Here is a 25,913-nt window from a genome sequence, read left to right as displayed (position 1 = left end):
ATAGCCGAGCAGTACTAATTGCCCAAAAGCTTACCTACGGTTTGTTACAATTTCTACTGATATGTGTTGATTTATGCTGGGTGTCAGCTGTCGGGTGACCGATGAACTACACCGGCAGAACTTAAGATAGTATGTGTACGCATGATCCTCCGGCAACGGACATCGGTCATCGGACATCAAGATTTAGGCGGCCTAGCGCAGGGGTCCCACCTCTTCCCATCCCGAACAGAGAAGTTAAGCCCTGCAGCGCCGATGGTACTGGGGTTACACCCGGGAGAGTAGGTCGCCGCCACATTATTCCAAACCCTTTCAGACTACTGAAAGGGTTTTTTTCGTTTATGACTATCCTGTTTTTGGCTTTTCAAGGATCCGTCTTAAATGTTGCGTGATTTGAGCGAGTGCTTTCTCTATTTTAAAAAGATAATTGGAGGAAAAATATTACCTCAGTTTACGTTCGCATTAGCGGCTAATGGACTTTTTCTAGGACACTTCGACTGCTTTAAAGGGCAATGTCTCAGGGATGCAGAGATTTCAACCGGTCGATTTTTTAGTTCCTTATCGGGCTGAAATTACCGGCCTTAAAATAGGTCGAAAGAAATATATTTTTGTATTTTATATATTTGACTTACACTGAAATTAAATAAAATTGGCTTTTTACCCATGTTTTATTACCTTTGAAAAGTTATATTCTGAAATGATTTTGTTGAAAAGTAAAAAACACAATGTATTTGCTGGATCTGATGATCTTCATCACCTACATGGCTGTCATGTTGGGAGTAGGGTATTATTACATGAGAAAGAACTCCAGCCAAGAGGATTATTACGTTGGCGGACGGTCGATAGGTAGCTGGCATATAGGTCTCTCGGTAGTCGCTACCGATGTGGGCGGTGGTTTTTCAATCGGCCTTGGAGGCCTTGGATTTGCGATGGGACTTTCAGGTTCCTGGATGCTTTTTACCGGTTTAATTGGGGCTTGGCTTGCGGCCGTTTTTTTGATTCCCAGAGTTAAATCAGATCCTGCGTTTTCTAAATTTTTCACCTTCCCTCAGATCATAGGACATCTCTTCGATTCCAAAGCTGCCATCGTCGCTTCAGTGATCTGTTTTCTGGGATATTTAGGATTTACTGCCTCCCAATTGTTGGCTGGTGCCAAACTTGCCTCGGGGACCTTTCCGATGCTGGATCTGCCGATTGCGCTTCTGATCATGGGGACAGTTGCGGTGGTGTATACCGTGATGGGAGGGCTAAAAGCTGTAATCTACACTGACACGATCCAGTGGATCATTCTGATGCTTGGGTTGATGGGGATTGGGATTCCGGCAGCCTACATGTATGTTGGCGGCTGGGAGGGAATTACTAACACCTTGCCGGCGGAATTTCTGTCCTTTTCCCAATTGACATGGCAGGACGCGGTCAACTGGGGTATCACCATCGTGCCGATCTGGTTTGTTGGAATGACCCTTTATCAGCGAATTTTCGCAGCCAAAGACGTGAAGTCGGCCCGAAAGGCTTGGTTTATCGCTGGATTGTTTGAGTGGCCGATCATGGCGTTTATGGGTGTGTTTTTGGGACTACTGTCCCGGGTAGCTGTGGACCAAGGAGCGCTGGATGGCTTCACTGCCACCATGGACCCCGAGCTTGGCCTTCCGGTTCTGCTTCGACAGATTCTTCCGGCCGGGATATTGGGCCTGATGATGTCTGCCTATTTCTCAGCTGTGTTGTCCACTGCGGATTCTTGTCTTATGGCCGCTTCAGGGAATCTTGTCACGGATCTTTTGGCGAAATTTTTCACATTCAAATCACATTCTCACGAGTTGCGACTGATCCAGGGAGTCACCTTTGGAATCGGCGTGCTGGCCGTACTACTGGCTTGGCAAATGACCGAGGTGCTTACTCTGATGCTCTATTCCTACGGATTTATGGTGTCAGGACTTCTGGTTCCGGTGGTCGCCGGATTGTTTTTTGGTCAGAAAAATCCGCAAGCAGCAATCGGAGCGATGATTTCCGGGGGGAGCACCACAGCAGGACTTTCGTTCTTCAAAGTCGATCTGCCATTTGGACTTGATCCGAATTTCTACGGCATTATTGTTTCGTTGATTGTCTTCTGCACGTTAAATAAGGTTTCAAACAAATGAAAATAACTAAGCTATGATACAACTTGAATCATTGTCTGCTATCGATAATGCTACCTTTTTGCAAAAAAACGAGATCGCAGATTTCCTTCTGGTACATCTCGGGAAATTTGGAGATCCGAAGGAAGATATCCTGAAATGTCTTGACTACGCCTTGGATCCGGGCATGCATGCCGGTGGCTTTGTGATATTGGCCAAAGAAGAAGGCGAGATCCTCGGAGCCTTGGTGATGAACAAGACGGGGATGTCCCGCTATATTCCTGAGAATATTTTAGTTTATATCGCTGTCAACGAGAACATGCGCGGAATGGGAATCGGGAAAAAAATCTTGGATATGGCTATCAAAATGGCCCATGGTGCGATTGCATTGCATGTGGAGCCCGACAATCCAGCCAAGAAACTTTACGAGCGCTTGGGCTTTACCAATAAGTACTTGGAGATGCGACTAACACAGAACTAGGATGGCTGTATTAACCTTAAATCGGGAAAAGCTCCAGACGAATTTCCTTCGTATGAAAGGCCTTTTCGACGAACATAATGTGAGCTGGGGCGTCGTCTCCAAGATGCTTTGTGGCAACAAGCTCTTCCTTCAGGAATTGATCAGTCTCGGAATCACGGAAGTGCATGACAGTCGAATCTCCAATCTGGCGATGGTCAAGCGGTTGAACCGCGATGTGCAGACGGTGTACATCAAGCCTGTGTCGAAGAAAAACGTCGCGAAGATGGTAGAGTTTGCCGATGTCAGCCTCAACTCGGAGCTGGAGACGATCCGGATGATCAGTGAGGAAGCAGTATACCAAGACAAAAAGCACAAGATCATCATCATGGTGGAGACTGGCGACTTACGTGAAGGTGTAATGGGAGAGCGGTTGGTGGATTTCTATGCGGAAGTGTTTCAGCTGCCGAATATCGAAGTGATTGGCCTCGGTACCAACCTGAATTGTCTCAACGGCGTGATGCCCAGTACTGACAAGCTCATTCAGCTGTCGCTTTACAAACAGATCATTGAGCTGAAATTTGGAAGAGAGATACCCTGGCTTTCGGCAGGGACTTCGGTGACCATACCTTTGATGCTTTCCCACCAACTGCCAATTGGCATCAACCACTTTAGGGTGGGTGAGACGCTGTATTTTGGAGTGGATCTCGTGAAAGAAGAAACGATCGAAGGGATGCATGGGGACGTGTTGGAGCTGCATGCTGAGATCATTGAGCTACAGGAAAAGCCTCTGCTGCCCACCGGAGTACTGGGGTCAAATCCCCGGGGAGAAGTTACAGAGATTGATGAATCACTGTACGGAAAGACCTCATTTCGGGGAATTCTTGACATAGGGCTCTTGGATGTTTCTCCACAATATCTACTTCCCATCGATCCCGAAATAGAGATTTTGGGTGCGAGTTCAGATATGCTGATTGTGAATCTGGGTACCAACCAACAAGGCCATAAAGTAGGTGAAACCTTGTCATTTAGACTAAAATACATGGGCGCCTTGTCGCTGCTCAACTCCAATTACATCGAGAAAGCATTGGTCTAGTCTAGGTTTCGGTTCGGTGATGAGTTTGGATTGGCATCGATTTGGAAATCTCCCTGTCGAACCAGCTATTCAAATTCATGAAAAAGATCTTGTTCTTGTTTTCTTTCGTGGTGCTCACCTGCGCTACAGCAAGCGCTCAATCCAGCTTTGGGATCAGAGGCGGTGCGAACTTCTTTAATTTCGGAGGAGAAGATGTGTCAGATAACGACTATACGAATAGAGTGGGCTTTCACGTCGGAGCTTACGCCAGTCTTTTGGGTGAGGGTCCGATTACAGTAGAGCCGGGCATCTACTATTCTGTCAAAGGAACCCAAAATGATGACGGAGTAAACAGTCGTGCGGTTTTGGACTATGTAGATGTGCCTCTTTTGGTACGTTTCAAAATTGGTGAGGGATTCAATCTCTTTGCAGGTCCGCAGGTTTCCTTTCTAGCTAACTCAAAATTTGAAGGAGATTTCGGCGGTTCTACAGTCAGTTTTGACACCGATAGTGTAAAGGATACTGACTTCGGATTGGTATTTGGCTTAGGCTATAATCTTCCCCAGGGATTTAATGTGCAAGGATCTTATGACTATGGGGCAACTCCGATCTTCAAGGACAGCGATGCGGATGTATATAACCGCGGCTTCAAATTGTCTTTAGGCTATACTTTTTAATCGAGTGTTGGTTGAAGGGGCTGTGGGAGCAGCCCTTTCTTTCACCTCTCTTTTTATTTCATCCCCATGATCCACGCTCGGATCAACTCCACACCCTCTTGATGCACAGTAGTTCTGCCCAACTCGGGCATGGCGACGCCCACTTCTGTGGACTTTATTCGGTGGGTCACAATGGATTCGTCTGGTTTTCCGGGCACAATATCAAACGTAAAGCTTCCCGCCCCTTTGCCTGCAGCCACGGGTGTTTTGTTGATCCCGATCTTGAGCAGATCAGTTTGATCAAAGGTGAGGAAAAGGCCTGAAGTGCTAGCTGGCCCTCCAGCACTGTGACAGTGTGCGCAATTGATGTCCAGATAGGCCATGGCTCTATCTTCGAGCGCTTGGTTTTTATCCTCGTAGTTGATCATGGAGGGATAAAACTCAGCCCCCTTGAAACCTTCCAGAAAATTTAGACTTGTCCAATGCGAGAGTTGGTTTTGCGTTACTGTCCCGTAGTTTAGGTCATTGTTGAGGTGCTGGATTTTAACTCCGATCGGTGCTAGTACTTCCGACTGATTGTGGCAGCTTTTGCACTGATTTTTATTAGGAACGATGTAGTTGATGACCTGGTCTTTGCCGGCATGGTCGATGAATTTCACTTCAGTCTCCGCGCCGACTACCTTCAGGATCGCCTCTGACTGCTCATCATTCCAAAGGTAAGGATAGGCTTGCCATCCGTTTTCTTCGCGGATCAAAAGGCGCGTTTCTATGATCCTTCTTTCACCCTCTGGATTTCTGAAATCTGAGTGATAGTAGAAGTTTTTGATCAGAATCGAACCGACTGGAAACTCTATGTTGGATTCAGTGATTTGCGCTTTTTGACCTGCTGGAATAGAGACAAAGCGGCTTTTGAACGCATAGTCTGTAAAAAGCGAAGAAGCGGGTTTGTACAGGGTAACTTGACCGGTTGGGTCCAGCGCTTTCATTTCTCCTTCGAAAAAACCGTACGTCGACAGTCTTTTGTACGGAAAAATCCCGTTTGCTGTCTCTTCAGTCAAAGGTTTCGATTCTGCTGCTACCTTTTCTTCACTTTGCTTGCAAGCGGCTAAAGTCATCCCAGCCAGTAGCACTATGCAAAGGCCTGTCTTCCAATTCATTCTTTCCATCTCCCCAATCAATTACAGCTATGGTTCGATTACAAACTGGTGATGCTGCTGATGTCAGTTGCGACATTCACTTTACAGTTTTGGAACAATTGATAGTCTTTGAAGGACTCGATGTGATCTTCTCCCTCCATCAGATAAAACCGCGTGAAATGGAGGTTTTCAATCCCGGCTTCTTGAATGCAGACGCGCATCGGATTGGAGTCGATGGTCTCGCTGATTGCTTTGTCCCAGATGCCGTCGTAGATGATATCCTGTGTTTTGGCGGGTCCGTAGGCGTTGTGTACACTGATCAGTTGGCCCAGTTCACGGGTGAGATCAGGCATGGATAAAGTCTCGCGCTCATAGGAGTTGTCGTGAACGTAGACGTCGGTGGTATAGGGCGACCAGTTGGGTGCATCGGTGGGGAATCCGGTGACTTGGTAGCTGGCGATTGCCACGCCGGTGGTCTTGTTATTGTGGATTCTGTTATCGTAGATCTCCACCTCTTTGGCTGCCAAAAGAACCACTCCCGACCCCGGAGGTATCATGGTGACGGTATTTCCATTTGGCCCTTCTCCGATGGCTGTCGCAAAGTTTTCGTGGTTGTTGTTGAGGATGTCGTTGTCGTAGATTTTGGTGCCTTTTCCGTCTGATTTCGGCAGCCCCGGCAGGTTGAAGACTAAAATTCCCCCTGAGTTGTCCCTCGCGGTATTTCCGAAAACTTCCGCGTTGTCGGAGTTTTCGATCTCGATTCCAGCCACGTTGCCGAAGGCTAGCGAGTTTTTGACGATGATATTTTCAGATTGTCCCACATAGATGCCGGCATCTTTTGAATGCGAAGCGATACATTCATCGATGACCACATTTTTGCATTGTACCGGGTAGATGGCGTAGGTCCCGTTTTTGGACTTGTCGCCGTTTGTCCAGGTGACGTTGATTCTACGAAACGTGATCCCGTCGGTGTGCTGGGATTTGATGCCGTCTCCGGGGGCGTCTTCGATGCTCAAGTCTTCGACGGTGATGTTGTTTCCGACGATTTTTACCCCTTCTCCTCCGGACTTCAGATTTTTAAAAGAAAGTACCGTCTTGTCCATTCCCGCTCCCTTGATTTTGACTGACTTTTTGTTGTCCAAAATCAGTTGAGTACTTAGCTCAAAAAAGCCCTCTGGGATCTGGATCGTGCTCGAATCCTCCGCCATAATGAAGGCTTCCACTACCTTTTCCACTTCCTCCGGACTCATTCTTGCGAGGGATGAAGTGTCAAACGTCTGCTCGGTGGTGCTCGTGCCACAGGAGAGAACAGCGAAAAGAGAAATCGGCATCAGCAGAGCCAGGGATAATTTACGCATGGTATCTAGGGAGTGGAGTGAACTAGTTGATCAAAAATAACAGCTCCCCATCGATATCTGCGTTGAGAAAAGTCAAATAATCAGATCTTTCCGCGGATTCGGCTGAGCGTCTCGATGCTCATGTCCAGATAGGAGGCAATCTGTCCCACGGATGCCTTGTGGATGATTTTAGGTCGGTTCTCCATCAGGTCGAGATATCTCTCCATCGCCGATTTAAACTTCGCAAAGATCAGCTGCTCCTCCAGCATGATGTAATATTGCTCCAATATCAGCCGGTAGGTTCGCTCCAGACTGACGTGTTGCTCGAAAAGTCGCAATAAAGCTTCCTTGCTGATTTTGGCAATGGTTGACTTTTCCATGGCCTCGATGTTTTCGTACGAAGGCTGCCTGGAGATGAATGAATACATAGCTGTAGCAAACTCACCTTCCAGCGTAAAGGAGACTGTGACATCCTTGTTGTCTTTCGTGTAAAAGCTTCTGGCGGACCCGTCCTTGACAAAATAGAGGTGGTTACAGACCCTGCCCTCCTGTTCCAATAATTCCCCTCGTTCGACCTGAAGTAGCTCCAATTCATTCGCAAAGGCTCCTTTCGCTTCCTCACTGAGCTCTGGAAACTGATCAAACATTCCGTGGATTTTTTCCATCTGCAGATTTTTAAAAAATAGGGGATAGATAAGAATTAGAAATTCTAGCGTTAGTTTTATGGAAATTATAAATATTTGAATCATGAGAAAAATTTTGATGCTATTCTTTCTGGTCGGATTCGCGGCCACAGCCCATGCACAATTTGGAGTAAGAGCCGGATTTAGTTCCGCCAATTTTTCCGACGCCGATTTTGATGCAAAGTCTGGCATCCATCTCGGAGCTTACTACACCTTTGGAGCGGATTTTATCTCCGTAGAGCCAGGTATTCAATACTCGCAAAAGGGGTATAAAGCCGTAAATCCTGCCACTGGAGATCCCATTGACGAGCAATTGGGGTATATCGACATTCCGGTCCTGGTAAGATTGAAATTGATTCCGGCTCTCAATATTTTTGCCGGACCTCAAGCATCGATTTTAGCGTCCAGCAAGCGTGAAGAGGGTGGAAATACAAGCGACAGCTCGGAAGCGACCAAAGGGTATGACATCGGCGGAGTGTTTGGTGCACAGGTGAAGTTACCGCTGGGCTTCAATGTCCAGGCCAGCTACGACCTCGGTTTCACTTCGCTCAATTATTACAATTTCGATGTAAAAAATCAGGTGTTTAAGATCTCCGCGGGTTACACCTTTGGAGGCAATTAAATCCCAGGTAGACCTATTATAGGATACTTGCAGCAAATCTTAGAAAGAGCCCCGGTCAGTGATGTCCGGGGCTTATTTTTTGATTCGATTGGGGTTTTCTTCGAGAAAAGACTTCCAGCCTTCGGTTCGGCCCCGTGTCTGCACTCGACCCTCGTGAAAGTGATGGCAGAGAGCAACCGCCAGCGCATCAGTGGCATCCAGAAGTTTGGGTAGCTCGGTGATCCCGAGCAAAGTTTGCAGCATGGCAGCGACCTGTTCTTTGGAGGCATTGCCGTTTCCGGTCACCGATTGCTTAATTTTTTTCGGAGAATACTCTGTGATCGGGATTTCTTTGGAAAGAGCAGCAGCCATCGCTACACCCTGAGCGCGGCCAAGCTTGAGCATCGATTGTACGTTTACACCATAGAAAGGCGCTTCCAGCGCGACTGAGTCTGGCGCAAACTCATCTAGAATTCCGGAAATCCGCTCAAAGATTTTCTTGAGTTTCAGCTCGTGGGTTTCGTATTTTTTGAGGTGGATGACTCCGTATTGGAGGATTTTGTACTTTTTCCCTTCGGTCAAGATCAGTCCGTATCCCATCACCGTGGTGCCGGGATCGATTCCCAGGATGATTTTTTCCTTTGGCTCTTTTTTCTCTTCTTTACTCACCCCCGCAAGTTAGCCGAAAAGATGATCAGTTTTTACCTGCTTTGGACGCTGTGCTACTTTGTATTACTGAGGTGGCTTGCGGAAAAATGGCCGAGGAAAAGCCAAAAGACTGGTTTCGATCAAGGCCTGCTCGCTGTCGCCTTACTGATCCCGCTTAGAAATGAGGCGGAGAATCTCGCAAAGCTTTTTCAGGAAATTCAGAAGATTGATTATCCAGCCATCGAGATCCTGTTGATCGACGACCGAAGTGAGGATGGTTCTTTTTCGGTTTTGAAAGAAAAAGCCAAGCAAGATGACCGGATCAAAGTTTTACAAAACCCCGGTGTGGGAAAGAAAAGCGCCTTGGAATTCGGGGTGGAAAATGCGCGCGCAGAACTGATCCTTTGCTCGGATGCCGACTGTCGATTTCCTGAAGACTGGGTGGGAAAGATGGTCTCGCCCTTTTCCGACCCAACGATCCAGATGGTTTGCGGGCCGGTCATTTCAGCGGGGCAAAACACTTTTTTCCAGCGATTTCAGCAGATCGAGTGGGCGAGTATCCTGCTGATCACTCAGTATTTCTTCGCCAGCAAAAAGCCGCTGATGTGTAGCGGTGCCAATCTGACCTATCGAAGATCCGCTTTTTTTGCGGTGAAGGGATACGATCAAAATCGACAGTACCTGTCCGGCGATGACGAGTTCTTGCTCAAAAAGATCTCGGCCGCTTTTGGAGCAAAAAGCTGTGTCTATCTGCCGTTTTTCGATAGCACGGTGTTGACTCAGCCGCAGCTGGATTTTGCCCATTTAGTAAACCAGCGGGTGAGATGGGCAGGAAAATGGAAAGCCCATCGGGATTGGGTACACGCGTTTTCGGCGTTGGGGTCTTTTCTGATCCAGGGGATTTGGCTCGCAAGCATCCTGCTTTTGGGCTTGGGAGCTTTTGGGATTTTGGTTTTTTTAACAGTCTGGGTAGGGAAGATCGTGGCGGAGAAAAGCGCGCTCGGCAGTGTTTTGAAGGCCCTGGGATTGCGTCTTTCCTTTGCTGATTTTGTCAAAAGCGGTTTGCTGCATCCATTCTATGTACTGACAGTAGCTGTCGGGGCTTTACGGGGAAAATTCGAATGGAAAGGACGCTTCAATTGAAGAATGCTTATTTTAGCCGCTGAATCGACTTTACATGAGCAACGCTGAATTTGAACTCTTGGATGAGCTTTATTTTGTTCAACCTTTCTCTTACCTCAAGGAAACATTGGCTTGGGAGGATCGACTATTGCTGGATACGCTTGAGTCGCTGTATGGTAAAGGATGGATAAAATGCCTCCAATCTCCGGATGAGGAGCGATTTGACCAGGTGAATGTAGTCGAGGAGGGAGAAGATCTTTATTTTCTCGCCACCAAAAAAGGGCTCATGGCCCATAACGCGCTCTAAACTTTGATAGACGAAACCTACAAATACGAACGGAAGGGACTTGAGCTGAAGGCGCTCCTGGAGATCACGCAGGCGATCAATGAAAATCAGTCCGAGACCGTCTTGGTCAATATTTTCAAGTTCACCTGTCTGGTACACCTGGATATCAAATCGCTGATACTCTACGTGTCGAAGGATGATATTTTTGAGCGGAAAATCTCCCACGGAGTCAAAGGGAAAGTGCCCTTGACGCTGAATGCCGATCAGGTAATCGATGAAAAAGAGTCCGGACAGCTCCAGATCCAACTCAACGACGAGTATACGTTTGATGAGCTGGAGACCTATCTGCCGGTCTATCACAAAGACAAGATGCTGGCGATCCTCTTTCTGAAAAGGAAATCATCCGACACCGAATTGGATCTGGATTTCACGCAGGCCCTGACCAATATTTTGGTAGTGGCTCTGGAAAATAAGCGCTTTGCGCGAAAGCAATTGCAGCAGGAGGTGCTGAACCGGGAAGTAGCCATCGCCTCGCAGGTGCAGCAGATGCTGTTTCCCGCGACTCTTCCGGAGACCGACGAACTCAAAGCCAAAGTGACCTACTACCCGCATAGCATGGTGGGCGGCGACTACTACGATCTGATCCGCAAGTCGGACGATGTCGTGTATTTCTGCATCGCCGATGTATCGGGCAAGGGGATCGCGGCTGCGCTCTTGATGTCCAACTTCCAGGCGGCGCTCAGAACTTTGCTGCGGAGCGACGCCGACTTCGGCGTGATCATCCATCAGCTGAACTATACCCTGATCGAAAACACCAAGGGCGAACGGTTTATCACCTTTTTTCTCGGAGAGTACAACTTCAGAACTAAGAGCCTGCGCTTCGTAAATGCCGGTCACAATCCGCCTGTCCTCTGCTGGGAAAAGTCTAAGAAAACAGAGCTCCTTGAGGCTGGGACCACCGTCTTGGGGGCCTTCGAAGAACTCCCTTTTCTGGAAATTGGTGAGCGAAGAAGTCTGGATAATTTCACTATCCATCTATACACCGATGGACTGACCGAGGCGATGAATCCGCAGGAAGAGGAGTACGGCGAGGATCGCTTCATCGGCTATGTCAACTCGCACATGGAGACTAATCCGGCGGATTTTCACGAGAGTTTTTTCGGGAAAATGAAAGCGTTCACACAGGAAGTTCCGCTGCGGGACGACCTGACTTTGCTCAGCCTTAGATTCCGCTAAGCGATGGTTTGGCATACTGTTCCACGAGCCGTTCAGTTGCTTTTTCCAAGGAGAATTTGGAGAAGAGTTCCCTCGGAAAATAGGATTTGCCTCACTTTTGATGACGGGCCAGTGCCCGGGGCGACGGACTATGTGCTCAACGAGCTTGCTAGGAGAGGCCAAAAAGCCACTTTTTTCATGGTGGGAGACAATATTCAAAAGCATACCTCGCTGGCAAGGGAAGTGATGGCAGCTGGACATAGAGTCGGTAATCATACATTCAATCACCGTAATGGCTGGAAGACTCCAAATGCAGACTATCTCCAAAATATCCGGGCTTTTGACGAGGTCCTGGGCGAAAGACTGGGGATTCAGACGGATTTGTATCGGCCGCCTTATGGGCTGATGAAGAGCTCCCAGGCCAAAGTAGTTTTGGAATCCAAAAAGATCGTGATGTGGAATGTGCTCAGCGGCGACTACGATCAATCGATTTCCAGCCCTCGGATTTTGGAAGAAAGCAAAAGGAACACCGTCTCTGGAAGTATTGTACTCTTTCATGACCAGCAGAAAACCCAGGAAGTTTTGCCTAAAATCCTTCCGGAATTTCTGGATTTTTTGATTGAAAGGCGGCTGGAAACGGCTTTGCTGTGACGACGGTTTGGCTGGGACTTTTTGCAGGGATGCTGATTCTTCAGTACCTGGTGTTGCTCTTGCTTTTGAAGACCAACTGGACGGATCATGTCCGAGCGAGGAAAGACTTTCCCAGAGTATCGGTTCTGGTGGCTGCGAGAAATGAAGAAAGAGACTTGCCGCAGTTGTTGGCTAGTTTGGGTGCCTTGGACTATCCGGCGGAAAGACTGGAAATCCTCATTGCTGACGACCAGAGCGAAGACCAGACGGCTCGCCAGATCCGCGATTGGGCAAAAGATCGTGTGAACCAGAGATTGATTTCCATCAGACAGGAGCAATTGGCACTCTATCAGAGAAATGGTAAAGCCAATGCCTTGGCGATCATGGCTAAAGAAGCAACTGGAGAATTACTCTTCTTTACGGATTCTGATTGTGAAGTTCCGGCCCGCTGGATCCGCGAGGGCATAGGCTGCTTTGACGAAAAGACCGGACTTGTCATCGGGATTACCCAAGTCAAGAGCCGCGGTTTTTTTGGAAAAATGCAGGAGATCGAGTGGTGGAATACCTTGGGGATCGTGAAGGCCGTCACCGATTTACGGCTGCCGACCACCGGATTAGGTAACAACATGATCATTAGCAAAGCCGCTTATCTTGCGAGCGGTGGATTTGAGGGGATCCCCCATTCGGTGACTGAGGATTTGGAAATATCGCGAGCTATCCGAAGCGCCCGATTTGATATTAGACATCAGGTTTCGGTCGATTTATTGGTGAAAACCAAAGCTGAGGAAAGTTGGTCTTCCTTGCTCAAGCAGCGCAAACGCTGGGTGACCGGGGCGGCGACGCTTTCTATTCCCTGGCTGATTTTGCTGGCATTTCAATTTTTGTTTTTCCCTATGGTGCTCATCTTGATAACCTTAAGTTGGAAAATGGGTCTGGCTGTTTGGACGCTGAAGATCTTTTGTCAAAGTCTGTTTCTGAGGTCTTTTGCAAAAAAAGCAAGTCAAAAAATTGGACTTTTTCCGCTGATATTCTTTGATTTTTACCAGATTGTAAGCCTCAGCCTGACGATTCTTTACTATTTTTGGCCCTCCAAAGTAGAGTGGAAGTCCCGCAATTACCCATGAACCTGATCGATACGCACGCCCATATTTATTCCACGAAGTTTGACGCAGACCGTGACCAGGTCATCGAAGAGATCAAGGAAGCCGGCGTTGAGCGGATCTACATGCCTAACGTGGATGTCGAGACCATCGACCAGATGCTGGACTGCGAATCGCGGTACGGGGACTTGTGTATCCCAATGATGGGACTGCATCCCTGCGATGTCAAGGAGGATTTTCCGCAGCAATTGTATGTGATGGAGGAATGGCTGGGGAAGCGTTCTTTTGCCGCCATCGGCGAGATTGGGACAGACCTGTACTGGGATAAGACCACCTTTGAAATCCAAAAAGAAGCGCTGAATATCCAGATCGGCTGGGCAAAGAAATACGCGCTTCCGATTGTGCTTCATTGCCGGGAATCGATCGATGAAACGATCGAAATCATCGAAAAGGCGCAGGACGGCTCGCTGACCGGGATTTTCCACTGCTTCACAGGGACGCTGGATCAGGCTCAAAAAATCATTAAACTTGGCTTCTTACTGGGAATAGGCGGAGTTGCTACCTACAAAAACGGCGGACTGGATCTGGTGATTCCATCCTTAGGTTTGGAGAACCTCGTGCTGGAAACCGACGCGCCTTATCTGGCTCCGGTGCCGCACCGAGGAAAGAGAAATACGCCAGCGTACTTGCCGCACATTGCGCAGCGGGTAGGAGACCTGGTTCAGGTTTCAGCGGCGGAGGTAGCATTGGCAACGAAGGCAAATGCATTGAATTTGTTCAAGGAAATTACGGTATGAATTATAAAATCGTTCGACTCAATACGGGTCGAAAAACCGCGAAAACCGCGTCTGTGTTGATCATCTATACCGGGGGCACGCTCGGGATGGCTTATGATGAATCCGGTGCACTCGTACCCTTCAACTTTGGGCAGATTTTGGAAAAGATCCCAATCCTGTCCAACATGGATATCGCCATCACGGTTATTTCTTTTCCCGAACCTATCGACTCCTCCAACGTCACCATGCGTCACTGGATCGATATGTCGTACATCATCCATGAAAACTACGACAGCTATGACGGCTTTGTCGTATTGCATGGTACGGATACGATGGCGTATTCCGCGTCCATGCTGAGCTACATGCTGCACGGCTTGAATAAGCCGGTGATTTTTACCGGAGCTCAGTTGCCGATATCGGCGATGCGTTCGGATGCACGGGAAAACTTGATGACTTCACTGGAGATTGCGACCGCAAAGATGGGGGGGCGTCCGATTGTGCCTGAGGTTTGCATCTTTTTCAACCACATGCTCCTGCGTGGCAATCGATCCAAGAAGGTTCAAAGCATCCATTTTGACGCTTTCGAGTCGGAAAACTATCCCAATTTGGCCGAAGCGGGGATTGTGATCGACTACAATACCAACGCGATCCGACCTTATGAACCGGCCAAGAAGCTTGTCAAGATGAACAGCCTGGATAACCGGGTGATGATCTTGAAGCTGTTTCCCGGTATCACGGACAAGATCATGGATGCCTGCTTTAATATTGACGGACTGCGTGGCGTGGTGCTGGAGACCTACGGCTCAGGAAACAGCCCTTCCGAAGCGTGGTTTATGAAGTCGCTGGAGCGCGCCATCAAAAATGGCCTGATCATCCTCAATGTGTCCCAGTGTAATGGCGGCCGGGTGATCCAGGGAAGATACGAGACGAGCAAGGAGCTGCTGGCAGTGGGAGTGGTGAGTGGTGCAGATATGACCACGGAGGCAGCTGTCACCAAGATGATGTTCCTGTTGGGACAGAGCTTTTCCAGGGAAGAAATTCGCCAAAAATTAACCCAGTCCCTCGCAGGAGAAATTACTGCCTGATTTTTAGGGGAAATGTCGGAATGGGTTTGGAATCGGGGGGAATAATAATTTTCTTTGCACTCCGATTCAGAAAGTGGGGTCGGAAAATCAACCTAGAGAGGTGTCCGAGTGGTTGAAGGAGCACGCCTGGAAAGTGTGTATACTCCAAAAGGGTATCGAGGGTTCGAATCCCTTCCTCTCTGCAGAATCAATCCTAACTATCTATAATTATGATGGTTAGGATTTTTTTTTACAGCCCGTGGCAATTACCTAAGTATTGCTACTTGGAGTTATTACGAACTCTAGGAACCTTATAGGGAACTTGAGGTTTAAAGAGGCTAAGGCTAATCGACAAACATGAAACGGTCTGAACCAATAGATCACGCGAGAAGAACTCGCTATAGGTTAGATTAGGTCGATGGTTTGTACGCCTTGATATACTTTAATTTGAAAAGCAAAAAAATGAAAAGAGTAGTCGTCACCGGGATGGGAACTATCAATCCGCTGGGAGATTCGGTAGATACCTTTTGGAAAAATGCACTGAATGGCGTCAACAACACCGGTATTGTTACCAGGTTTGATGCGTCGAGATTCCGCACTCAAGTCGCCAGCGAGGTTTCAAATTTTGAACCTGAGAAATTCCTCGACCGCAACGAGATCAAGCGAACTGATCTCTTCACCCAATACGCGCTTTATAGCGCCTCTCAGGCTATGGCCGACTCAGGCCTGGATCTGAATGCCATCGATCCTTTTGACATCGGGGTGATCTGGGGTGTGGGCCAAGGTGGGATGGAGACCTTCGAAAGCGAGGTGGAAAACTACGTCAAGGGCGAGTACAACCCAAGATTCAGTCCGTTCTTCATACCCAAGTTGCTTTTAAACATGGCCTCTGGAATGATCTCCATGAAGTTTGGACTGCAGGGGATCAACTATGCACCTGTTTCTGCATGCGCTACGTCGAACACCGCACTGATGGATGCTTTCAATTACATCCGATTGGGCAAAGCCAAGGTCTTTGTCACCGGCGGTTCTGAGGCGCCAATTACACCGGCGTCCTTCGGCGGTTTCGCGGCTATGAAGGCGATGTCTGGACGAAATGGAGATCCAAAGACTGCAAGCCGGCCTTTTGATATGGATCGCGACGGATTTGTGATGGCGGAGGGTGCCGGGGCCTTGATCCTGGAAGAATACGAACATGCCAAAGTACGCGGAGCCAAGATCTACGCGGAAATTGTGGGAGCGGCGATGACGGCGGATGCCTACCACATGACGACTCCGCATCCGGAGGGAATCGGAGCTGCCAAGTCCATGCAACTGGCTTTGGCTGAAGCAGGGATCAACGCAGCCGACTTGGACTACCTGAACCTACATGCCACTTCGACACCTGTCGGCGATATCGCTGAGTTGAACGCCGTAACCAAAGTCTTTCAGGCTTCTCCAAATCTCTGGGTAAGTTCTACCAAATCCATGACCGGCCACTTACTCGGCGCTGCCGGAGCTGTAGAGGCGATCCTTGCGGTCAAGTCGATCACAGATAACGTCATTCCAGCCTCGATCAACATTGAAAACCTCGATCCTGCCATACCGAAAGGAATCCGGATCGTGACAAATCAACCGATGGAGAAGACGGTGAACACTGCCATGAGCAATGCCTTCGGATTTGGTGGACACAATTCCACTGTGGTGTTTAAGAAGGTGTAGATCTGGTAAAGCTACTTCTGGCAATACTGATCCATAACAATTAGAAGAGGCTGTCTCAATCGCTGGGACAGCCTCTTTTTTTTATCAGGCCTCATTCTACTTGCCAAAAGGGAATGAAAGAGACGAAAAGAATAGTGTTTTTAAACTGTGATTGAGTCTTTCAGCTCGCTCATTTTTCTCGAAATGAAGCCAGGTTTGTCTTCCTTGATTTCGGTAATTACGGCCTCCAGTTGTTTTGGAATCTCAAAATACTTGTCACCCCAAAGATTGATCTCGACGATCAGGGGAAGTAAATCAATGCCTTTTTCGGTAAGTGTATAGAGCACTTTGGCTTTGCTCTCGGGGTGTTGTGATTTTCTGATGACGCCGTTTTCCTCCAAGGCTTTCAGGCGCGAAGCCAGAATGTTGGTCGCGATTTTTTCTTCAGATTTCTGAAAATCCCCATAAGTACAGCTTTTTGTAAACATCAAGTCTCTGATAATCAAAAGAGACCATTTGTCTCCAAATACATCCAAGGTGCAGCTTACAGGGCAGTCCGAGCGTTTTTTTTGATCAGGCATAAAATATTTTTTAAAATCACTTGCAAAATGAAAGCACTCATCTATATTTGCACTTGCAATATGCAAGCAAAATTATCGGATTAACTTTTAAAAAACAACAAAAATGAAAACTACAGGAAATATCATCTTTATCTCAGGCGGAAGCGCAGGTATCGGTTTGGCGATCGCCAAGATATTCAGCGCGGCTGGAAACAAAGTAATCATCAACGGTCGAAATCAGCAGCGTCTTCAAAGTGCTCTGCTTGAATTGGACAATGCTGACGCTATTCAGGGCGATTTGTCTGTCGAAAGCGAGCGAATCCGCATTGCCAAGGAACTGGCCAAGAGCTACCCGGCGCTTAATATAGTGGTCAACAATGCGGGAGCCGCCTATATGAATAACCTGAGTGATCCGACCAACAACGCCGCTGAAAAAGCTTTTGAGGAAATCAACACCAATTACATCAGCGTAATTCACTTTACTTCTCTGGTTTTGCCGCAGCTCTTGGAGCAGAATGATTCGGCCATCGCCAACGTTACTTCCATTGCTGCATTCCGAGGAAATCAATACCTTCCAACCTACTCGGCAAGTAAGGCGGCCCTGCACAGCTACACACAAGGACTGCGCGACACTTACCAGCACAATGAAAAACTCGCTGTTTACGAAATTTATCCGCCACTGGTCAACACAGAGTTTTCAGCGGAGATTGGCGGAGCCAACGGCATTCCTCCAGCAGAAGTAGCGGAGGAATTTTTCCTAGCCTTAGAGAAAAACCAAGTCGAAGTACCGGTGGGAGAGACAAAGAAGATCCACGCGCTGGTTGAGGAAGTTGGGCAGAAGTTGTTGGCACAGGCATAAGTTCTTATATTATATAGCATCATGAAGGCATACGCAGTCAGTCGCTACGGCAAAAACGAGAGACTTCAGCTTACGGAGCAGAAAGTACCTGAGGTGGGAGAAAACGATGTGTTGGTGAAGATCCATGCCGCGGGCCTGAATCTACTGGATGCCAAGATCAGGGATGGAGAATTTAAACTGATTTTGCCCTACAAAATGCCCCTGACACTGGGGCATGATGTGGCCGGAGTCGTGACCAAAGTCGGTTCAAAGGTGTCGAGGTTCAAAGCTGGTGATGAAGTCTATTCCCGTCCGTCCGATTTTAAGATTGGGACGTTCGCCGAATACATTGCCATCGACGAAGCCGATGTCGCATTTAAGCCTAAAAATCTTACGATGGAAGAAGCCGCCTCAATCCCTTTGGTCGGGCTGACGGCCTGGCAGGCGATCGTTGAAGAAGCCAAACTCAAAGCCGGCCAAAAGACCTTCATCCAAGCTGGTTCGGGAGGTGTCGGTACGATAGCAATCCAACTGGCGAAGCACATAGGAGCTACTGTGGCAACCACGGCCAGCGAAAAGAGCTTTGCAATGCTGAAGAGTCTAGGCGCTGATGTGTTGATAGATTACAAGAAGGAAGATTTCGAGCAAATACTGAAGGGATATGACTTGGTTATCAATAGCCAAGAATCGAAAACACTTGGAAAATCACTCAACGTCCTCCGACCTGGAGGAAAAGTGATTTCCATCTCCGGTCCTCCGACCAGGAAGTTTGCGGTGGACATGAATCTTCCCTGGTTTTTGAAACTGGCTATGGGGCTGCTGAGCAGGGGCGTCCTGAAAACGGCTAAAAAACTGGGCGTGGATTATTCTTTTCTCTTCATGAAAGCAAATGGGACGCAGCTCAGCGAATTGACCAAGCTGATCGAGGCGGGAGCGATCCTCCCGGTGATGGATCGGATCTATCCCCTTGCCGAAATCAACGAGGCGTTGAGCTATGTCGAAAGCGGGCGGGCAAAAGGAAAGGTAGTGGTGAAGATGAGGAATAGTCAATAGGCTTCATTTTCTTGCATAGGCTGTTATGATTTTTTTTAACCGATTAGAAATCCTCAAAAGCAGCGAAGTTAATTAAGTTTCACATTGCAGACGACAGGGTGGTGAGAGCCCTCTTTCTTGCGATTTGATCAAGCTTGAGCGACTGCAAGTGCTTATTCTTTTTCAAAAAACCAAAAAAGAATTGGGTAATTCAGCAAAAAATGGATAAGCTTGGAGATCGATGTGAATGCTTAAAGTAACCGATTCAAAAGAGTTCAGAAATTGTTTTATGCAGGATGAGGAGTTGATAAAAAAAAGAGATTCACCCGTCCATTCGTGTAAAAATTGGCCTAAATTGGGTTTAAACAGCGGATTCTTTCAAAAAAGTTAAAAGACCCCATTGTTTTTTGAATTTAAAAAATCATAACTTTAAAACTCGATTTTAATCTGGAAACCATTTAACCTTTATCAAAAGTCTAATTAAAAACACATTATGAGAAAGTTAATCGCTTTGTTCATGCTTGCAGGTATCATGTATGTTCCTGTTATCGCTAACGCACAAGATGCTGATACGGCAGCCGCAACAACCCCCGCAGTAGTAGAAACGCCTGCTGCATCTCCGACCGTAGTTGACGATGAGATCGTCGCTGAGGAGCAAGGCTTTCACCAAGTGATCAAGGATAAGTTCATCGAAGGAGATGTATATTACATGACTCCGATCTTGATCTGTTTGATCTTGGGCTTGGCTATCGCTTTGGAGAGAATCATCACATTGAACATGGCGACTACCAACACCAAGAAATTATTGGTTAAGGTAGAAGACGCATTGTCTTCAGGTGGTATCGAAGCAGCAAAAGACGTGACCAGAAACACCAAAGGTCCAGTTGCCTCGATCTTCACCCAAGGTTTGATGAGATACTCAGAAGGAATCGAAATGGTCGAGAAATCAATCATTGCATACGGTTCTGTAGAGATGGGTAGATTGGAAAAGGGTCTGGTTTGGATCTCTCTTTTCATCTCCCTGGCTCCGATGTTGGGTTTCATGGGTACTGTAATTGGTATGATCTTCGCCTTCGATACCATCGAAGCAGCAGGCGATATCTCTCCTTCAATCGTAGCTGGTGGTATCAAGATCGCCCTTTTGACTACAGTTGCTGGTTTGATCGTTGCGATCATCCTTCAGTTGTTCTACAACTACCTGGTATCTAAAATTGACTCTTTGGTTAACGACATGGAAGACGCTTCTATCTCTCTGGTAGACGTGTTGGTGAAGCACAAATTGACCGGTAAGTAATCCATACTTCCCATTTGTCTAGATCAGTTCCTATTTAACTCAAGAAATTACTATGGATACTTATGATATCATGCTCTATGTGAGCTATGCGTTGGTAGTGTTTGCGGCTGTTGTTGCCGTCCTATTGCCGCTGATCAAGTCTTTGGAGGATCCAAAGAGCTTGATGAAAACAGGTCTTGCGATTGTCGGAATTTTGGTTTTGTTCTTCATCTGCTACAGCATCTCAGGTAGCGAAGTCTTACCAAAATTCGAAGGCGCTCCATTCTTCCTGACTCCTCAAATGTCCCAGTTGGTAGGCGGTTGTTTGATTACAACCTATGTACTGACCATTATTGCACTGGGGAGTATTGTGGTTACCGAATTAAACAAAGCTGTTAAGTAACATGGCAAGAAATAAAAACAGAACGAGTCAGGAGGTTAACGCAGGTTCGATGGCCGACATCGCTTTCCTGTTGTTGATTTTCTTCCTCGTTACCACTACGATCGCTTCGGATAAAGGGATATTGAATATCCTTCCTCCGAAGTTGGATCCCAATGTGCCGCCACCCGATATCAAGAAAAACGAACGGAACATCTTTACCATTTTGATTAATGCGAATGATGATCTCTTGGTAGAAGGTGAATACCGTAGGACTCCAGAAGGATTGGATTCGGATATCAAGGATTTTGTCCTGAATTTTGGAGGTCCGACCGAAAAAGGAGCTGCACTATGGAGTACACTTCCTGCATCAGTACAAGGGCAGGCAATGAGAAGACCGGAGTCTTCAGACGATCCTACAGAGGCTGTAGTATCTATCAAAACTAACCGTGGCACAAGCTATGAACTGTACTTGGAAGTCTTTGACTTGGCTAAGAAAGCTTACTTTGAGATCTACGGAGAGAGAGTTGGTTTAACAGCGGATGAGTATAGAAAACTGACCGGTGATGATCCTGCTTCCCAAGCGCTTTTAGATAAAGGCAAGGCAGATTTCCCGATGCAGATCTCTATTGCTGAACCTGATAAAATAGGAGGGAGTTAATATGTCGAAGTTTAAGAAAAAACCGAAAGCAGAACCAGCCGTTTCGACTGCGTCGCTTCCCGATATCGTGTTCATGTTGTTGTTCTTCTTCATGGTGACTACTGTGTTGAGAGAGCAGGATTTGCTGGTCGAACAAAAGATCCCTCAGTCCACCCAGCTTCAGAAACTTCAGAATAAAACCCTGATCTCTTATCTTTTCATCGGTAAACCAAAGAATACCGGATTGTACGGTTCCGAGCCAAGAATTCAGGCAAACGATGTATTGGTCAGTGCTCCTGATATAGTTCAGTGGGTAAACCAAGAAAGGGATTTGCTTCCTGAATCAGACCGCGGTCTTATTACGATCTCTCTGAAAGTTGATAAAGACGTAAAAATGGGACCGATCTCGGACGTTCAGACTGAACTTCGAAATGCCGACGCTAGACGTGTCTTGTACGCTTCTACCGCCAAGGTTCCACAATAAGCTATCAATCTTTATATTTAAAGCCATTCGACTGTCGAATGGCTTTTTTGTTTTATTTATATGAAAGTAGAGCTTACCAATAGAAAGCGAGTCCAAGGTGCTTGGGCAATGTACGATTGGGCCAATTCGGTCTACAGCCTGGTAATCACTTCCACCATCTTCCCCGTCTATTACAACAGTGTGACCAAAGGGGTTGACGGCTCAGATATGGTTGATTTTTTCGGTTGGAAAGTAGTCAACACCGTCCTGTATTCTTATTCCATTTCCTTCTCCTTTTTGGTGATCGCGATATTTTCACCGTTGCTGTCGGGTATGGCAGATGCATCGGGCAGGAAACTGTTATTCATGAAGATCTTTGCCTATCTAGGGTCTATTTCATGTGTAGGATTGTTCTTTTTTGAGGGGCCTAATCTCGAGTTTGGGATTATCTGCAGCGTCATGGCGAGTATAGGGTATGCGGGAAGTATTGTCTTCTACAACGCTTACCTTCCGGAGATCGCAGAGGAGAGCGAGTACGACTTTCTCAGCGCGAGGGGTTTCGCCTTGGGTTACGTTGGCAGTGTGATTTTGCTGGTTTTTAACCTCCTTTTGATCCAGTTCCCTGATGCCTTTGGTATTCCAGAAGGCAGTTTCGCTCCCCGTTTTTCATTCCTGATTACAGGGATTTGGTGGGCGGGGTTTTCTCAGATTACTTTCCGGGCACTTCCCAAGAATCCTTTTAAAAAGAAGATAGAAAGTAAACTCCTCATGAAGGGTTACCATGAGATCAACAAGGTATTTTCTCAAGTACGTGAAATCCCGGTGATGAAGCGTTTTTTGTTGTCTTTCTTTTTCTACTCCATGGGTGTGCAGACCGTGATGTACTTGGCGGCGTCATTTGGAGACAAGGAATTGGGACTTCCGGGTGATCAGTTGATCTTGACGGTGCTGATCATTCAGTTGGTCGCAATAGTGGGTAGCTACCTGTTTGCCTATATCTCCAGGGTCTCAGGGAACAAGATCGGTTTGATGATCTTGGTTTTCATTTGGATTGGTATCTGCGGGGCGGCCTACTATGTCTATACAGTGTATGAGTTTTACGCCTTGGCATTCGTAGTCGGAATGGTCATGGGAGGGATCCAGTCGCTGTCACGTTCGACTTTTTCCAAACTTATCCCGGATGAGACCACCGATCATGCGTCTTATTTTAGCTTTTATGATGTAATGGAGAAGCTTGCCATCGTATTTGGCACATTTTCCTACGGCGTAATTGAGCAGCTGACCGGCAGCATGAGAAACAGCGCACTTTCTTTGGGAGTATTCTTTGTAGTTGGCTTGGGTTTCTTGCTGTTGGTGACGATTCCCAAGAAGTCGCTGTCGGTTCAGACCACTTGATGATGCTCAAGATTCTATCAGGTAATCATGTCAAAGAACTCGATGCGGCACACATTGCGCTACGGGGAATCTCCAGCTTGGCACTGATGGAGCGGGCTGCGTTTGCTTTTGTGGATTGGTGGAAAGCGAAGAATTTTGACAGAAATTTGCCCGTTTGCATTTTTTGTGGAGCGGGAAACAATGGAGGCGATGGATTTGCGATTGCTCGTTTTCTCCATCAAGCAGGCTTCAAGATCACCGTATTTAATTGCTTTTTTGATTCTGGTAAGATGAGCCCCGATGCTTCAAGCAACTTCAAATTGCTGCCTGAAGCGGTCTTGGTCAAGTCTTGGCGGGAATTTGACTCCAGTGCCGACGGTGTTTTGGTTGACTCATTCCTTGGCGTCGGTTTCAAAGGCGCTTTGAGGGCGGAGGCAGAGGAAATAGTCAACAAGATCAACTCGTTCCCGGGAACAGTGGTTTCGGTCGATATCCCGAGCGGATTGGCTTCGGATGAGATGCTCGAAGGGTCAGCTGTCGAGGCGGATTATACCATCACCTTTGCTTTTCCTAAGCTGTCCCTCCTTTTTCCAGAGCATGGTCGCGTGACAGGAGAGTTGGTTATTGCTGATATTGGAATTGATGATACCGAGTACGATGCTTTCGACAGCCCTTATTTTTTCCTCAGAGAAAAGGATATCGAAGGCTTCCATCGGAGGTTTCATCGATTTTCCCACAAAGGTGATTTTGGGAAGATCTTGCTGCTCGCAGGCAGCCGGGGAAAGATGGGAGCGGCGACGCTTTCATGCACAGCAGCTCTTCGTACTGGATCTGGCTTGGTTACCGCTTTGATTCCGGAGGAGGAAAGGCAGATCTTTCAAATAGCTGTTCCAGAGGCGATGTGCAGATTTTCACTTCCAGCCGATTTATCGGGGTTTGATGCGCTGGGCATTGGCCCAGGAATCGGCGTTGAGAACAAGTCCGAGCTTTTGAAAGTCCTTTTTGAAAAATATAGAAATCCTGTAGTTCTGGATGCCGATGCGATTACGCTGCTGGCACAAAATTCGGATTTGGTGTCTTTGGTGCCAAAGGGAAGCATTCTTACGCCGCATTTGGTGGAGTTTGATCGGATTTTGGGGAAGTCTGAGGATCACCTGGATCGTCTTAAAAAGAGTTCTGAGTTTTGCCAAAAGTGGAGCCTTAATCTCTTGGTCAAAGGTGCCAACTCTGTGATTTGCTTGGCTGACGGAAGACAGATCTTCAACTCATCCGGCACACAATTCATGGCGACAGCCGGAGCGGGAGATGTACTTACCGGGATGCTCACTTCCTTTTTGGCACAGGGATATAGCCCGGAGCAGGCCTTGATCTGCGGAGTCTTCCAGCACGGGCTTGCAGGTGAAATCGCCGGCAAAAAGAAGCGAAGAGGGACGATTGCCTCAGATATCATTGATGCGATTCCTGATACGTTTGTTCAGCTGGACATTTCTTGAAAAACATTTCGATGCCCAAACTTAATTTCCCGGGGGAGAGTTTTCAAACCATAGAATTTTAACATGCAAAAGGAAAAGGCGCTTCTGTGGACGCTCGCCGCCATCAATTTTATCCACATCGTCGATTTCATGATTCTCATGCCGCTGGGGCCTCAGCTGATGCGAATCTTCGATATCGGACCGAGCGAATTCAGTCTGCTAGTTTCCTCCTATACATTCAGCGCGGGGTTTTCCAGTTTTTTCGGTGCGTTTTTCCTAGATCGGTTTGATCGGAAGAAGATCTTGATTTGGGTTTACGTTGGGTTTACAATTGGGACTTTAGGGTGTGCGCTTTCGCCAAGCTACGGGGTTTTGTTGGTGGCTAGAGTGGTCTCGGGAGTGTTTGGGGGATTGACGTCGGCGCTGATCTTGGCGATCATCGGAGATGTTGTCCCCAACGAAAGACGGGGAAGGGCGATGGGATTGGTCATGGCGGCATTTTCGTTTGCCTCGGTGATGGGGGTGCCCCTTGGTTTGTTTTTGGCCAGTCTCTCCAGCTGGCACACGCCGTTTTTCATCCTGACGGGATTGGCAATCTTGAGTTTTGGGATGATTTTTAAATTTATCCCGCCGATTGGCGATCACCTGGGAAAAGAAATCAAACGACCGCGGCCCCTGGAAGTGATCTCCCGCGTCACGAGCAATGGCAATCAGATGCGGGCTATCGGACTGTCTGTGATGATGATGTTCGGACAATTTATGATCATCCCATTTTTGAGTCCATACAACGTCGCCAACGTTGGCTTTTCCGAGATGCAACTAACCTACATCTACATGGCTGGCGGAGCATTTACCATCTTTACTTCTCCATGGGTGGGAAGGTTGTCCGACAAGCACGGCAAGTTGAAGATCTTTACCATCTTCATGTTGCTCAACCTGATTCCGATTGGTATCATTACCCACCTGGGGATTACGCCCATTCCGCTTGTGCTGATGGTCACGACGATGTTTTTTGTGACTTCCAACGGCCGGTACGTTCCGGCGGCGGCCATTATCACCGGCACCGCGCAGCCGGAAAATAGAGGGAGTTTCCTGAGCTTTAATTCAGCTGTACAACAAATGGCAGCGGGATTGGCATCGCTCGGAGCGGGGATGATTATCGGAGAAAACGAACTCGGTCAGCTGACCAACTTCAACATCGTAGGCTATCTGGCGATTTTCTTCAGCATCCTCTGTATTCCCTTGGCTCAAAGGGTGAAAGTGGTGAGCTGAGCTTTCTTACCCAAAAAAAATTTTCTTCTAAAG

27 protein-coding genes, 1 tRNA gene and 1 rRNA gene are annotated in these 25,913 nt (G+C 47.5%); 24 read left to right on the top strand and 5 right to left on the bottom strand.

The genetic code is table 11. From position 1 onward, the window contains the following. The first annotated feature begins 183 nt into the window (after nt 1-183). From rrf to G459_RS0116895, 5 genes are all read left to right on the top strand, one after another. Nucleotides 184-295, top strand: a 5S ribosomal RNA gene (gene rrf / locus G459_RS0116920). Between the two features lie 427 nt (nt 296-722). Continuing rightward, nucleotides 723-2,135, top strand: a complete 1,413-nt coding sequence (locus G459_RS0116910; RefSeq protein ID WP_026968707.1) for a sodium:solute symporter family protein — start codon at nt 723-725, stop codon at nt 2,133-2,135. Between the two features lie 13 nt (nt 2,136-2,148). Then, the gene (locus G459_RS0116905; RefSeq protein WP_026968706.1) at nt 2,149-2,592 is read left to right on the top strand and encodes a GNAT family N-acetyltransferase; all 444 of its coding nucleotides are present in this window, start codon (nt 2,149-2,151) and stop codon (nt 2,590-2,592) included. Nucleotide 2,593: 1 nt separating this feature from the next. Then, a complete protein-coding gene (locus G459_RS0116900; protein ID WP_026968705.1) occupies nt 2,594-3,664 on the top strand; it encodes an alanine racemase in 1,071 nt (356 codons plus the stop codon). A 77-nt stretch (nt 3,665-3,741) separates the two neighbouring features. After that, nucleotides 3,742-4,320 (top strand): porin family protein, encoded by a 579-nt coding sequence (locus G459_RS0116895; RefSeq protein WP_026968704.1) that lies wholly within the window; start codon nt 3,742-3,744, stop codon nt 4,318-4,320. A 53-nt stretch (nt 4,321-4,373) separates the two neighbouring features. Here G459_RS0116895 and G459_RS0116890 read toward each other — a convergent pair whose 3' ends face one another. The 3 genes from G459_RS0116890 to G459_RS0116880 all read right to left on the bottom strand — a co-directional run bounded on the left by G459_RS0116890 (nt 4,374) and on the right by G459_RS0116880 (nt 7,437). Continuing rightward, nucleotides 4,374-5,465 carry an SO2930 family diheme c-type cytochrome gene (locus G459_RS0116890; RefSeq protein WP_026968703.1) on the bottom strand — a complete coding sequence of 364 codons (1,092 nt, stop codon included), beginning with the start codon at nt 5,463-5,465 and terminating at the stop codon, nt 4,374-4,376. Nucleotides 5,466-5,494: 29 nt separating this feature from the next. Beyond that, nucleotides 5,495-6,793 carry a parallel beta-helix domain-containing protein gene (locus G459_RS0116885; protein ID WP_026968702.1) on the bottom strand — a complete coding sequence of 433 codons (1,299 nt, stop codon included), beginning with the start codon at nt 6,791-6,793 and terminating at the stop codon, nt 5,495-5,497. An 80-nt stretch (nt 6,794-6,873) separates the two neighbouring features. After that, nucleotides 6,874-7,437: a Crp/Fnr family transcriptional regulator gene (locus G459_RS0116880; RefSeq protein ID WP_026968701.1), complete on the bottom strand. Its 564-nt coding sequence runs from the start codon at nt 7,435-7,437 to the stop codon at nt 6,874-6,876. Between the two features lie 82 nt (nt 7,438-7,519). Between G459_RS0116880 and G459_RS0116875 the strand changes: the two genes are divergently transcribed. Continuing rightward, entirely contained in the window at nt 7,520-8,077 is a 558-nt protein-coding gene (locus tag G459_RS0116875; protein WP_026968700.1) for a porin family protein, read from the top strand. Between the two features lie 72 nt (nt 8,078-8,149). On the opposite strand, the gene ruvC is transcribed toward G459_RS0116875, so the two are convergent. Beyond that, nucleotides 8,150-8,725, bottom strand: a complete 576-nt coding sequence (ruvC, locus tag G459_RS0116870; protein ID WP_026968699.1) for a crossover junction endodeoxyribonuclease RuvC — start codon at nt 8,723-8,725, stop codon at nt 8,150-8,152. A 21-nt stretch (nt 8,726-8,746) separates the two neighbouring features. Here ruvC and G459_RS0116865 point away from each other — a divergent pair, with 21 nt between their 5' ends. The 9 genes from G459_RS0116865 to fabF all read left to right on the top strand — a co-directional run bounded on the left by G459_RS0116865 (nt 8,747) and on the right by fabF (nt 16,598). Next, complete coding sequence (locus tag G459_RS0116865) at nt 8,747-9,847, top strand: glycosyltransferase (protein WP_026968698.1); 1,101 nt, start codon at nt 8,747-8,749, stop codon at nt 9,845-9,847. A gap of 34 nt (nt 9,848-9,881) precedes the next feature. Then, nucleotides 9,882-10,133, top strand: a complete 252-nt coding sequence (locus G459_RS0116860; protein WP_026968697.1) for a hypothetical protein — start codon at nt 9,882-9,884, stop codon at nt 10,131-10,133. Between the two features lie 3 nt (nt 10,134-10,136). Then, nucleotides 10,137-11,348, top strand: a complete 1,212-nt coding sequence (locus G459_RS0116855) for a PP2C family protein-serine/threonine phosphatase (protein ID WP_026968696.1) — start codon at nt 10,137-10,139, stop codon at nt 11,346-11,348. A gap of 3 nt (nt 11,349-11,351) precedes the next feature. Then, on the top strand, nt 11,352-11,978 hold the full coding sequence (locus tag G459_RS0116850) for a polysaccharide deacetylase family protein (RefSeq protein WP_026968695.1): 627 nt from the start codon (nt 11,352-11,354) through the stop codon (nt 11,976-11,978). Beyond that, on the top strand, nt 11,975-13,081 hold the full coding sequence (locus tag G459_RS0116845) for a glycosyltransferase (protein ID WP_051315272.1): 1,107 nt from the start codon (nt 11,975-11,977) through the stop codon (nt 13,079-13,081). The genes G459_RS0116850 and G459_RS0116845 overlap by 4 nt, the downstream gene beginning before the upstream one ends. Next, a complete protein-coding gene (locus G459_RS0116840) occupies nt 13,078-13,854 on the top strand; it encodes a TatD family hydrolase (RefSeq protein WP_026968693.1) in 777 nt (258 codons plus the stop codon). The genes G459_RS0116845 and G459_RS0116840 overlap by 4 nt, the downstream gene beginning before the upstream one ends. Continuing rightward, entirely contained in the window at nt 13,851-14,918 is a 1,068-nt protein-coding gene (locus tag G459_RS0116835) for an asparaginase (RefSeq protein WP_026968692.1), read from the top strand. The genes G459_RS0116840 and G459_RS0116835 overlap by 4 nt, the downstream gene beginning before the upstream one ends. A 94-nt stretch (nt 14,919-15,012) precedes the next feature. Further along, nucleotides 15,013-15,100 (top strand) — tRNA-Ser (locus G459_RS0116830). Between the two features lie 259 nt (nt 15,101-15,359). Beyond that, complete coding sequence (gene fabF, locus G459_RS0116825; protein ID WP_026968691.1) at nt 15,360-16,598, top strand: beta-ketoacyl-ACP synthase II; 1,239 nt, start codon at nt 15,360-15,362, stop codon at nt 16,596-16,598. 140 nt (nt 16,599-16,738) lie between these two features. Here the strand turns inward: fabF and G459_RS0116820 are convergent, their stop codons facing one another. After that, nucleotides 16,739-17,158 carry a winged helix-turn-helix transcriptional regulator gene (locus G459_RS0116820; RefSeq protein WP_026968690.1) on the bottom strand — a complete coding sequence of 140 codons (420 nt, stop codon included), beginning with the start codon at nt 17,156-17,158 and terminating at the stop codon, nt 16,739-16,741. A 103-nt stretch (nt 17,159-17,261) separates the two neighbouring features. Here G459_RS0116820 and G459_RS0116815 point away from each other — a divergent pair, with 103 nt between their 5' ends. From G459_RS0116815 to G459_RS0116775, 9 genes are all read left to right on the top strand, one after another. Beyond that, nucleotides 17,262-17,996, top strand: a complete 735-nt coding sequence (locus G459_RS0116815; RefSeq protein ID WP_026968689.1) for an SDR family oxidoreductase — start codon at nt 17,262-17,264, stop codon at nt 17,994-17,996. Between the two features lie 21 nt (nt 17,997-18,017). Continuing rightward, complete coding sequence (locus G459_RS0116810) at nt 18,018-19,028, top strand: NADP-dependent oxidoreductase (protein ID WP_026968688.1); 1,011 nt, start codon at nt 18,018-18,020, stop codon at nt 19,026-19,028. 472 nt (nt 19,029-19,500) lie between these two features. Further along, nucleotides 19,501-20,301 (top strand): MotA/TolQ/ExbB proton channel family protein, encoded by an 801-nt coding sequence (locus G459_RS0116805; protein WP_026968687.1) that lies wholly within the window; start codon nt 19,501-19,503, stop codon nt 20,299-20,301. A 52-nt stretch (nt 20,302-20,353) separates the two neighbouring features. Then, nucleotides 20,354-20,683, top strand: a complete 330-nt coding sequence (locus tag G459_RS0116800) for a hypothetical protein (protein ID WP_026968686.1) — start codon at nt 20,354-20,356, stop codon at nt 20,681-20,683. Between the two features lies 1 nt (nt 20,684). After that, the gene (locus G459_RS0116795; protein ID WP_026968685.1) at nt 20,685-21,320 is read left to right on the top strand and encodes an ExbD/TolR family protein; all 636 of its coding nucleotides are present in this window, start codon (nt 20,685-20,687) and stop codon (nt 21,318-21,320) included. Between the two features lies 1 nt (nt 21,321). Next, on the top strand, nt 21,322-21,783 hold the full coding sequence (locus G459_RS0116790; RefSeq protein ID WP_026968684.1) for an ExbD/TolR family protein: 462 nt from the start codon (nt 21,322-21,324) through the stop codon (nt 21,781-21,783). A gap of 60 nt (nt 21,784-21,843) precedes the next feature. Then, entirely contained in the window at nt 21,844-23,157 is a 1,314-nt protein-coding gene (locus G459_RS0116785) for an MFS transporter (protein ID WP_026968683.1), read from the top strand. A gap of 2 nt (nt 23,158-23,159) precedes the next feature. Beyond that, nucleotides 23,160-24,629, top strand: coding sequence for a bifunctional ADP-dependent NAD(P)H-hydrate dehydratase/NAD(P)H-hydrate epimerase (locus tag G459_RS0116780; protein ID WP_026968682.1), 1,470 nt, complete (start codon nt 23,160-23,162; stop codon nt 24,627-24,629). Between the two features lie 63 nt (nt 24,630-24,692). Then, nucleotides 24,693-25,880 (top strand): MFS transporter, encoded by a 1,188-nt coding sequence (locus G459_RS0116775; protein WP_026968681.1) that lies wholly within the window; start codon nt 24,693-24,695, stop codon nt 25,878-25,880. The last annotated feature ends 33 nt before the right edge of the window (nt 25,881-25,913 follow it).

It is taken from the genome of Algoriphagus terrigena DSM 22685 (genome assembly GCF_000429445.1).
Classification (GTDB): domain Bacteria; phylum Bacteroidota; class Bacteroidia; order Cytophagales; family Cyclobacteriaceae; genus Algoriphagus; species Algoriphagus terrigena.
Note: the sequence above shows the minus strand (reverse complement) of the source record. Positions and strands in the feature narration are given on the sequence as shown.

Excerpts from the sequence above, each read along its gene's own strand:
- G459_RS0116910 (WP_026968707.1), top strand. The coding sequence starts at position 723 with ATGTATTTGCTGGATCTGATGATCTTCATCACCTACATGGCTGTCATG.
- G459_RS0116905 (WP_026968706.1), top strand. The coding sequence starts at position 2,149 with ATGATACAACTTGAATCATTGTCTGCTATCGATAATGCTACCTTTTTG.
- G459_RS0116900 (WP_026968705.1), top strand. The coding sequence starts at position 2,594 with ATGGCTGTATTAACCTTAAATCGGGAAAAGCTCCAGACGAATTTCCTT.
- G459_RS0116895 (WP_026968704.1), top strand. The coding sequence starts at position 3,742 with ATGAAAAAGATCTTGTTCTTGTTTTCTTTCGTGGTGCTCACCTGCGCT.
- G459_RS0116890 (WP_026968703.1), bottom strand. The coding sequence starts at position 5,465 with ATGGAAAGAATGAATTGGAAGACAGGCCTTTGCATAGTGCTACTGGCT.
- G459_RS0116885 (WP_026968702.1), bottom strand. The coding sequence starts at position 6,793 with ATGCGTAAATTATCCCTGGCTCTGCTGATGCCGATTTCTCTTTTCGCT.
- G459_RS0116880 (WP_026968701.1), bottom strand. The coding sequence starts at position 7,437 with ATGGAAAAAATCCACGGAATGTTTGATCAGTTTCCAGAGCTCAGTGAG.
- G459_RS0116875 (WP_026968700.1), top strand. The coding sequence starts at position 7,520 with ATGAGAAAAATTTTGATGCTATTCTTTCTGGTCGGATTCGCGGCCACA.
- G459_RS0116865 (WP_026968698.1), top strand. The coding sequence starts at position 8,747 with ATGATCAGTTTTTACCTGCTTTGGACGCTGTGCTACTTTGTATTACTG.
- G459_RS0116860 (WP_026968697.1), top strand. The coding sequence starts at position 9,882 with ATGAGCAACGCTGAATTTGAACTCTTGGATGAGCTTTATTTTGTTCAA.
- G459_RS0116850 (WP_026968695.1), top strand. The coding sequence starts at position 11,352 with ATGGTTTGGCATACTGTTCCACGAGCCGTTCAGTTGCTTTTTCCAAGG.
- G459_RS0116840 (WP_026968693.1), top strand. The coding sequence starts at position 13,078 with ATGAACCTGATCGATACGCACGCCCATATTTATTCCACGAAGTTTGAC.
- G459_RS0116835 (WP_026968692.1), top strand. The coding sequence starts at position 13,851 with ATGAATTATAAAATCGTTCGACTCAATACGGGTCGAAAAACCGCGAAA.
- fabF (WP_026968691.1), top strand. The coding sequence starts at position 15,360 with ATGAAAAGAGTAGTCGTCACCGGGATGGGAACTATCAATCCGCTGGGA.
- G459_RS0116820 (WP_026968690.1), bottom strand. The coding sequence starts at position 17,158 with ATGCCTGATCAAAAAAAACGCTCGGACTGCCCTGTAAGCTGCACCTTG.
- G459_RS0116815 (WP_026968689.1), top strand. The coding sequence starts at position 17,262 with ATGAAAACTACAGGAAATATCATCTTTATCTCAGGCGGAAGCGCAGGT.
- G459_RS0116810 (WP_026968688.1), top strand. The coding sequence starts at position 18,018 with ATGAAGGCATACGCAGTCAGTCGCTACGGCAAAAACGAGAGACTTCAG.
- G459_RS0116805 (WP_026968687.1), top strand. The coding sequence starts at position 19,501 with ATGAGAAAGTTAATCGCTTTGTTCATGCTTGCAGGTATCATGTATGTT.
- G459_RS0116800 (WP_026968686.1), top strand. The coding sequence starts at position 20,354 with ATGGATACTTATGATATCATGCTCTATGTGAGCTATGCGTTGGTAGTG.
- G459_RS0116795 (WP_026968685.1), top strand. The coding sequence starts at position 20,685 with ATGGCAAGAAATAAAAACAGAACGAGTCAGGAGGTTAACGCAGGTTCG.
- G459_RS0116790 (WP_026968684.1), top strand. The coding sequence starts at position 21,322 with ATGTCGAAGTTTAAGAAAAAACCGAAAGCAGAACCAGCCGTTTCGACT.
- G459_RS0116785 (WP_026968683.1), top strand. The coding sequence starts at position 21,844 with ATGAAAGTAGAGCTTACCAATAGAAAGCGAGTCCAAGGTGCTTGGGCA.
- G459_RS0116780 (WP_026968682.1), top strand. The coding sequence starts at position 23,160 with ATGCTCAAGATTCTATCAGGTAATCATGTCAAAGAACTCGATGCGGCA.
- G459_RS0116775 (WP_026968681.1), top strand. The coding sequence starts at position 24,693 with ATGCAAAAGGAAAAGGCGCTTCTGTGGACGCTCGCCGCCATCAATTTT.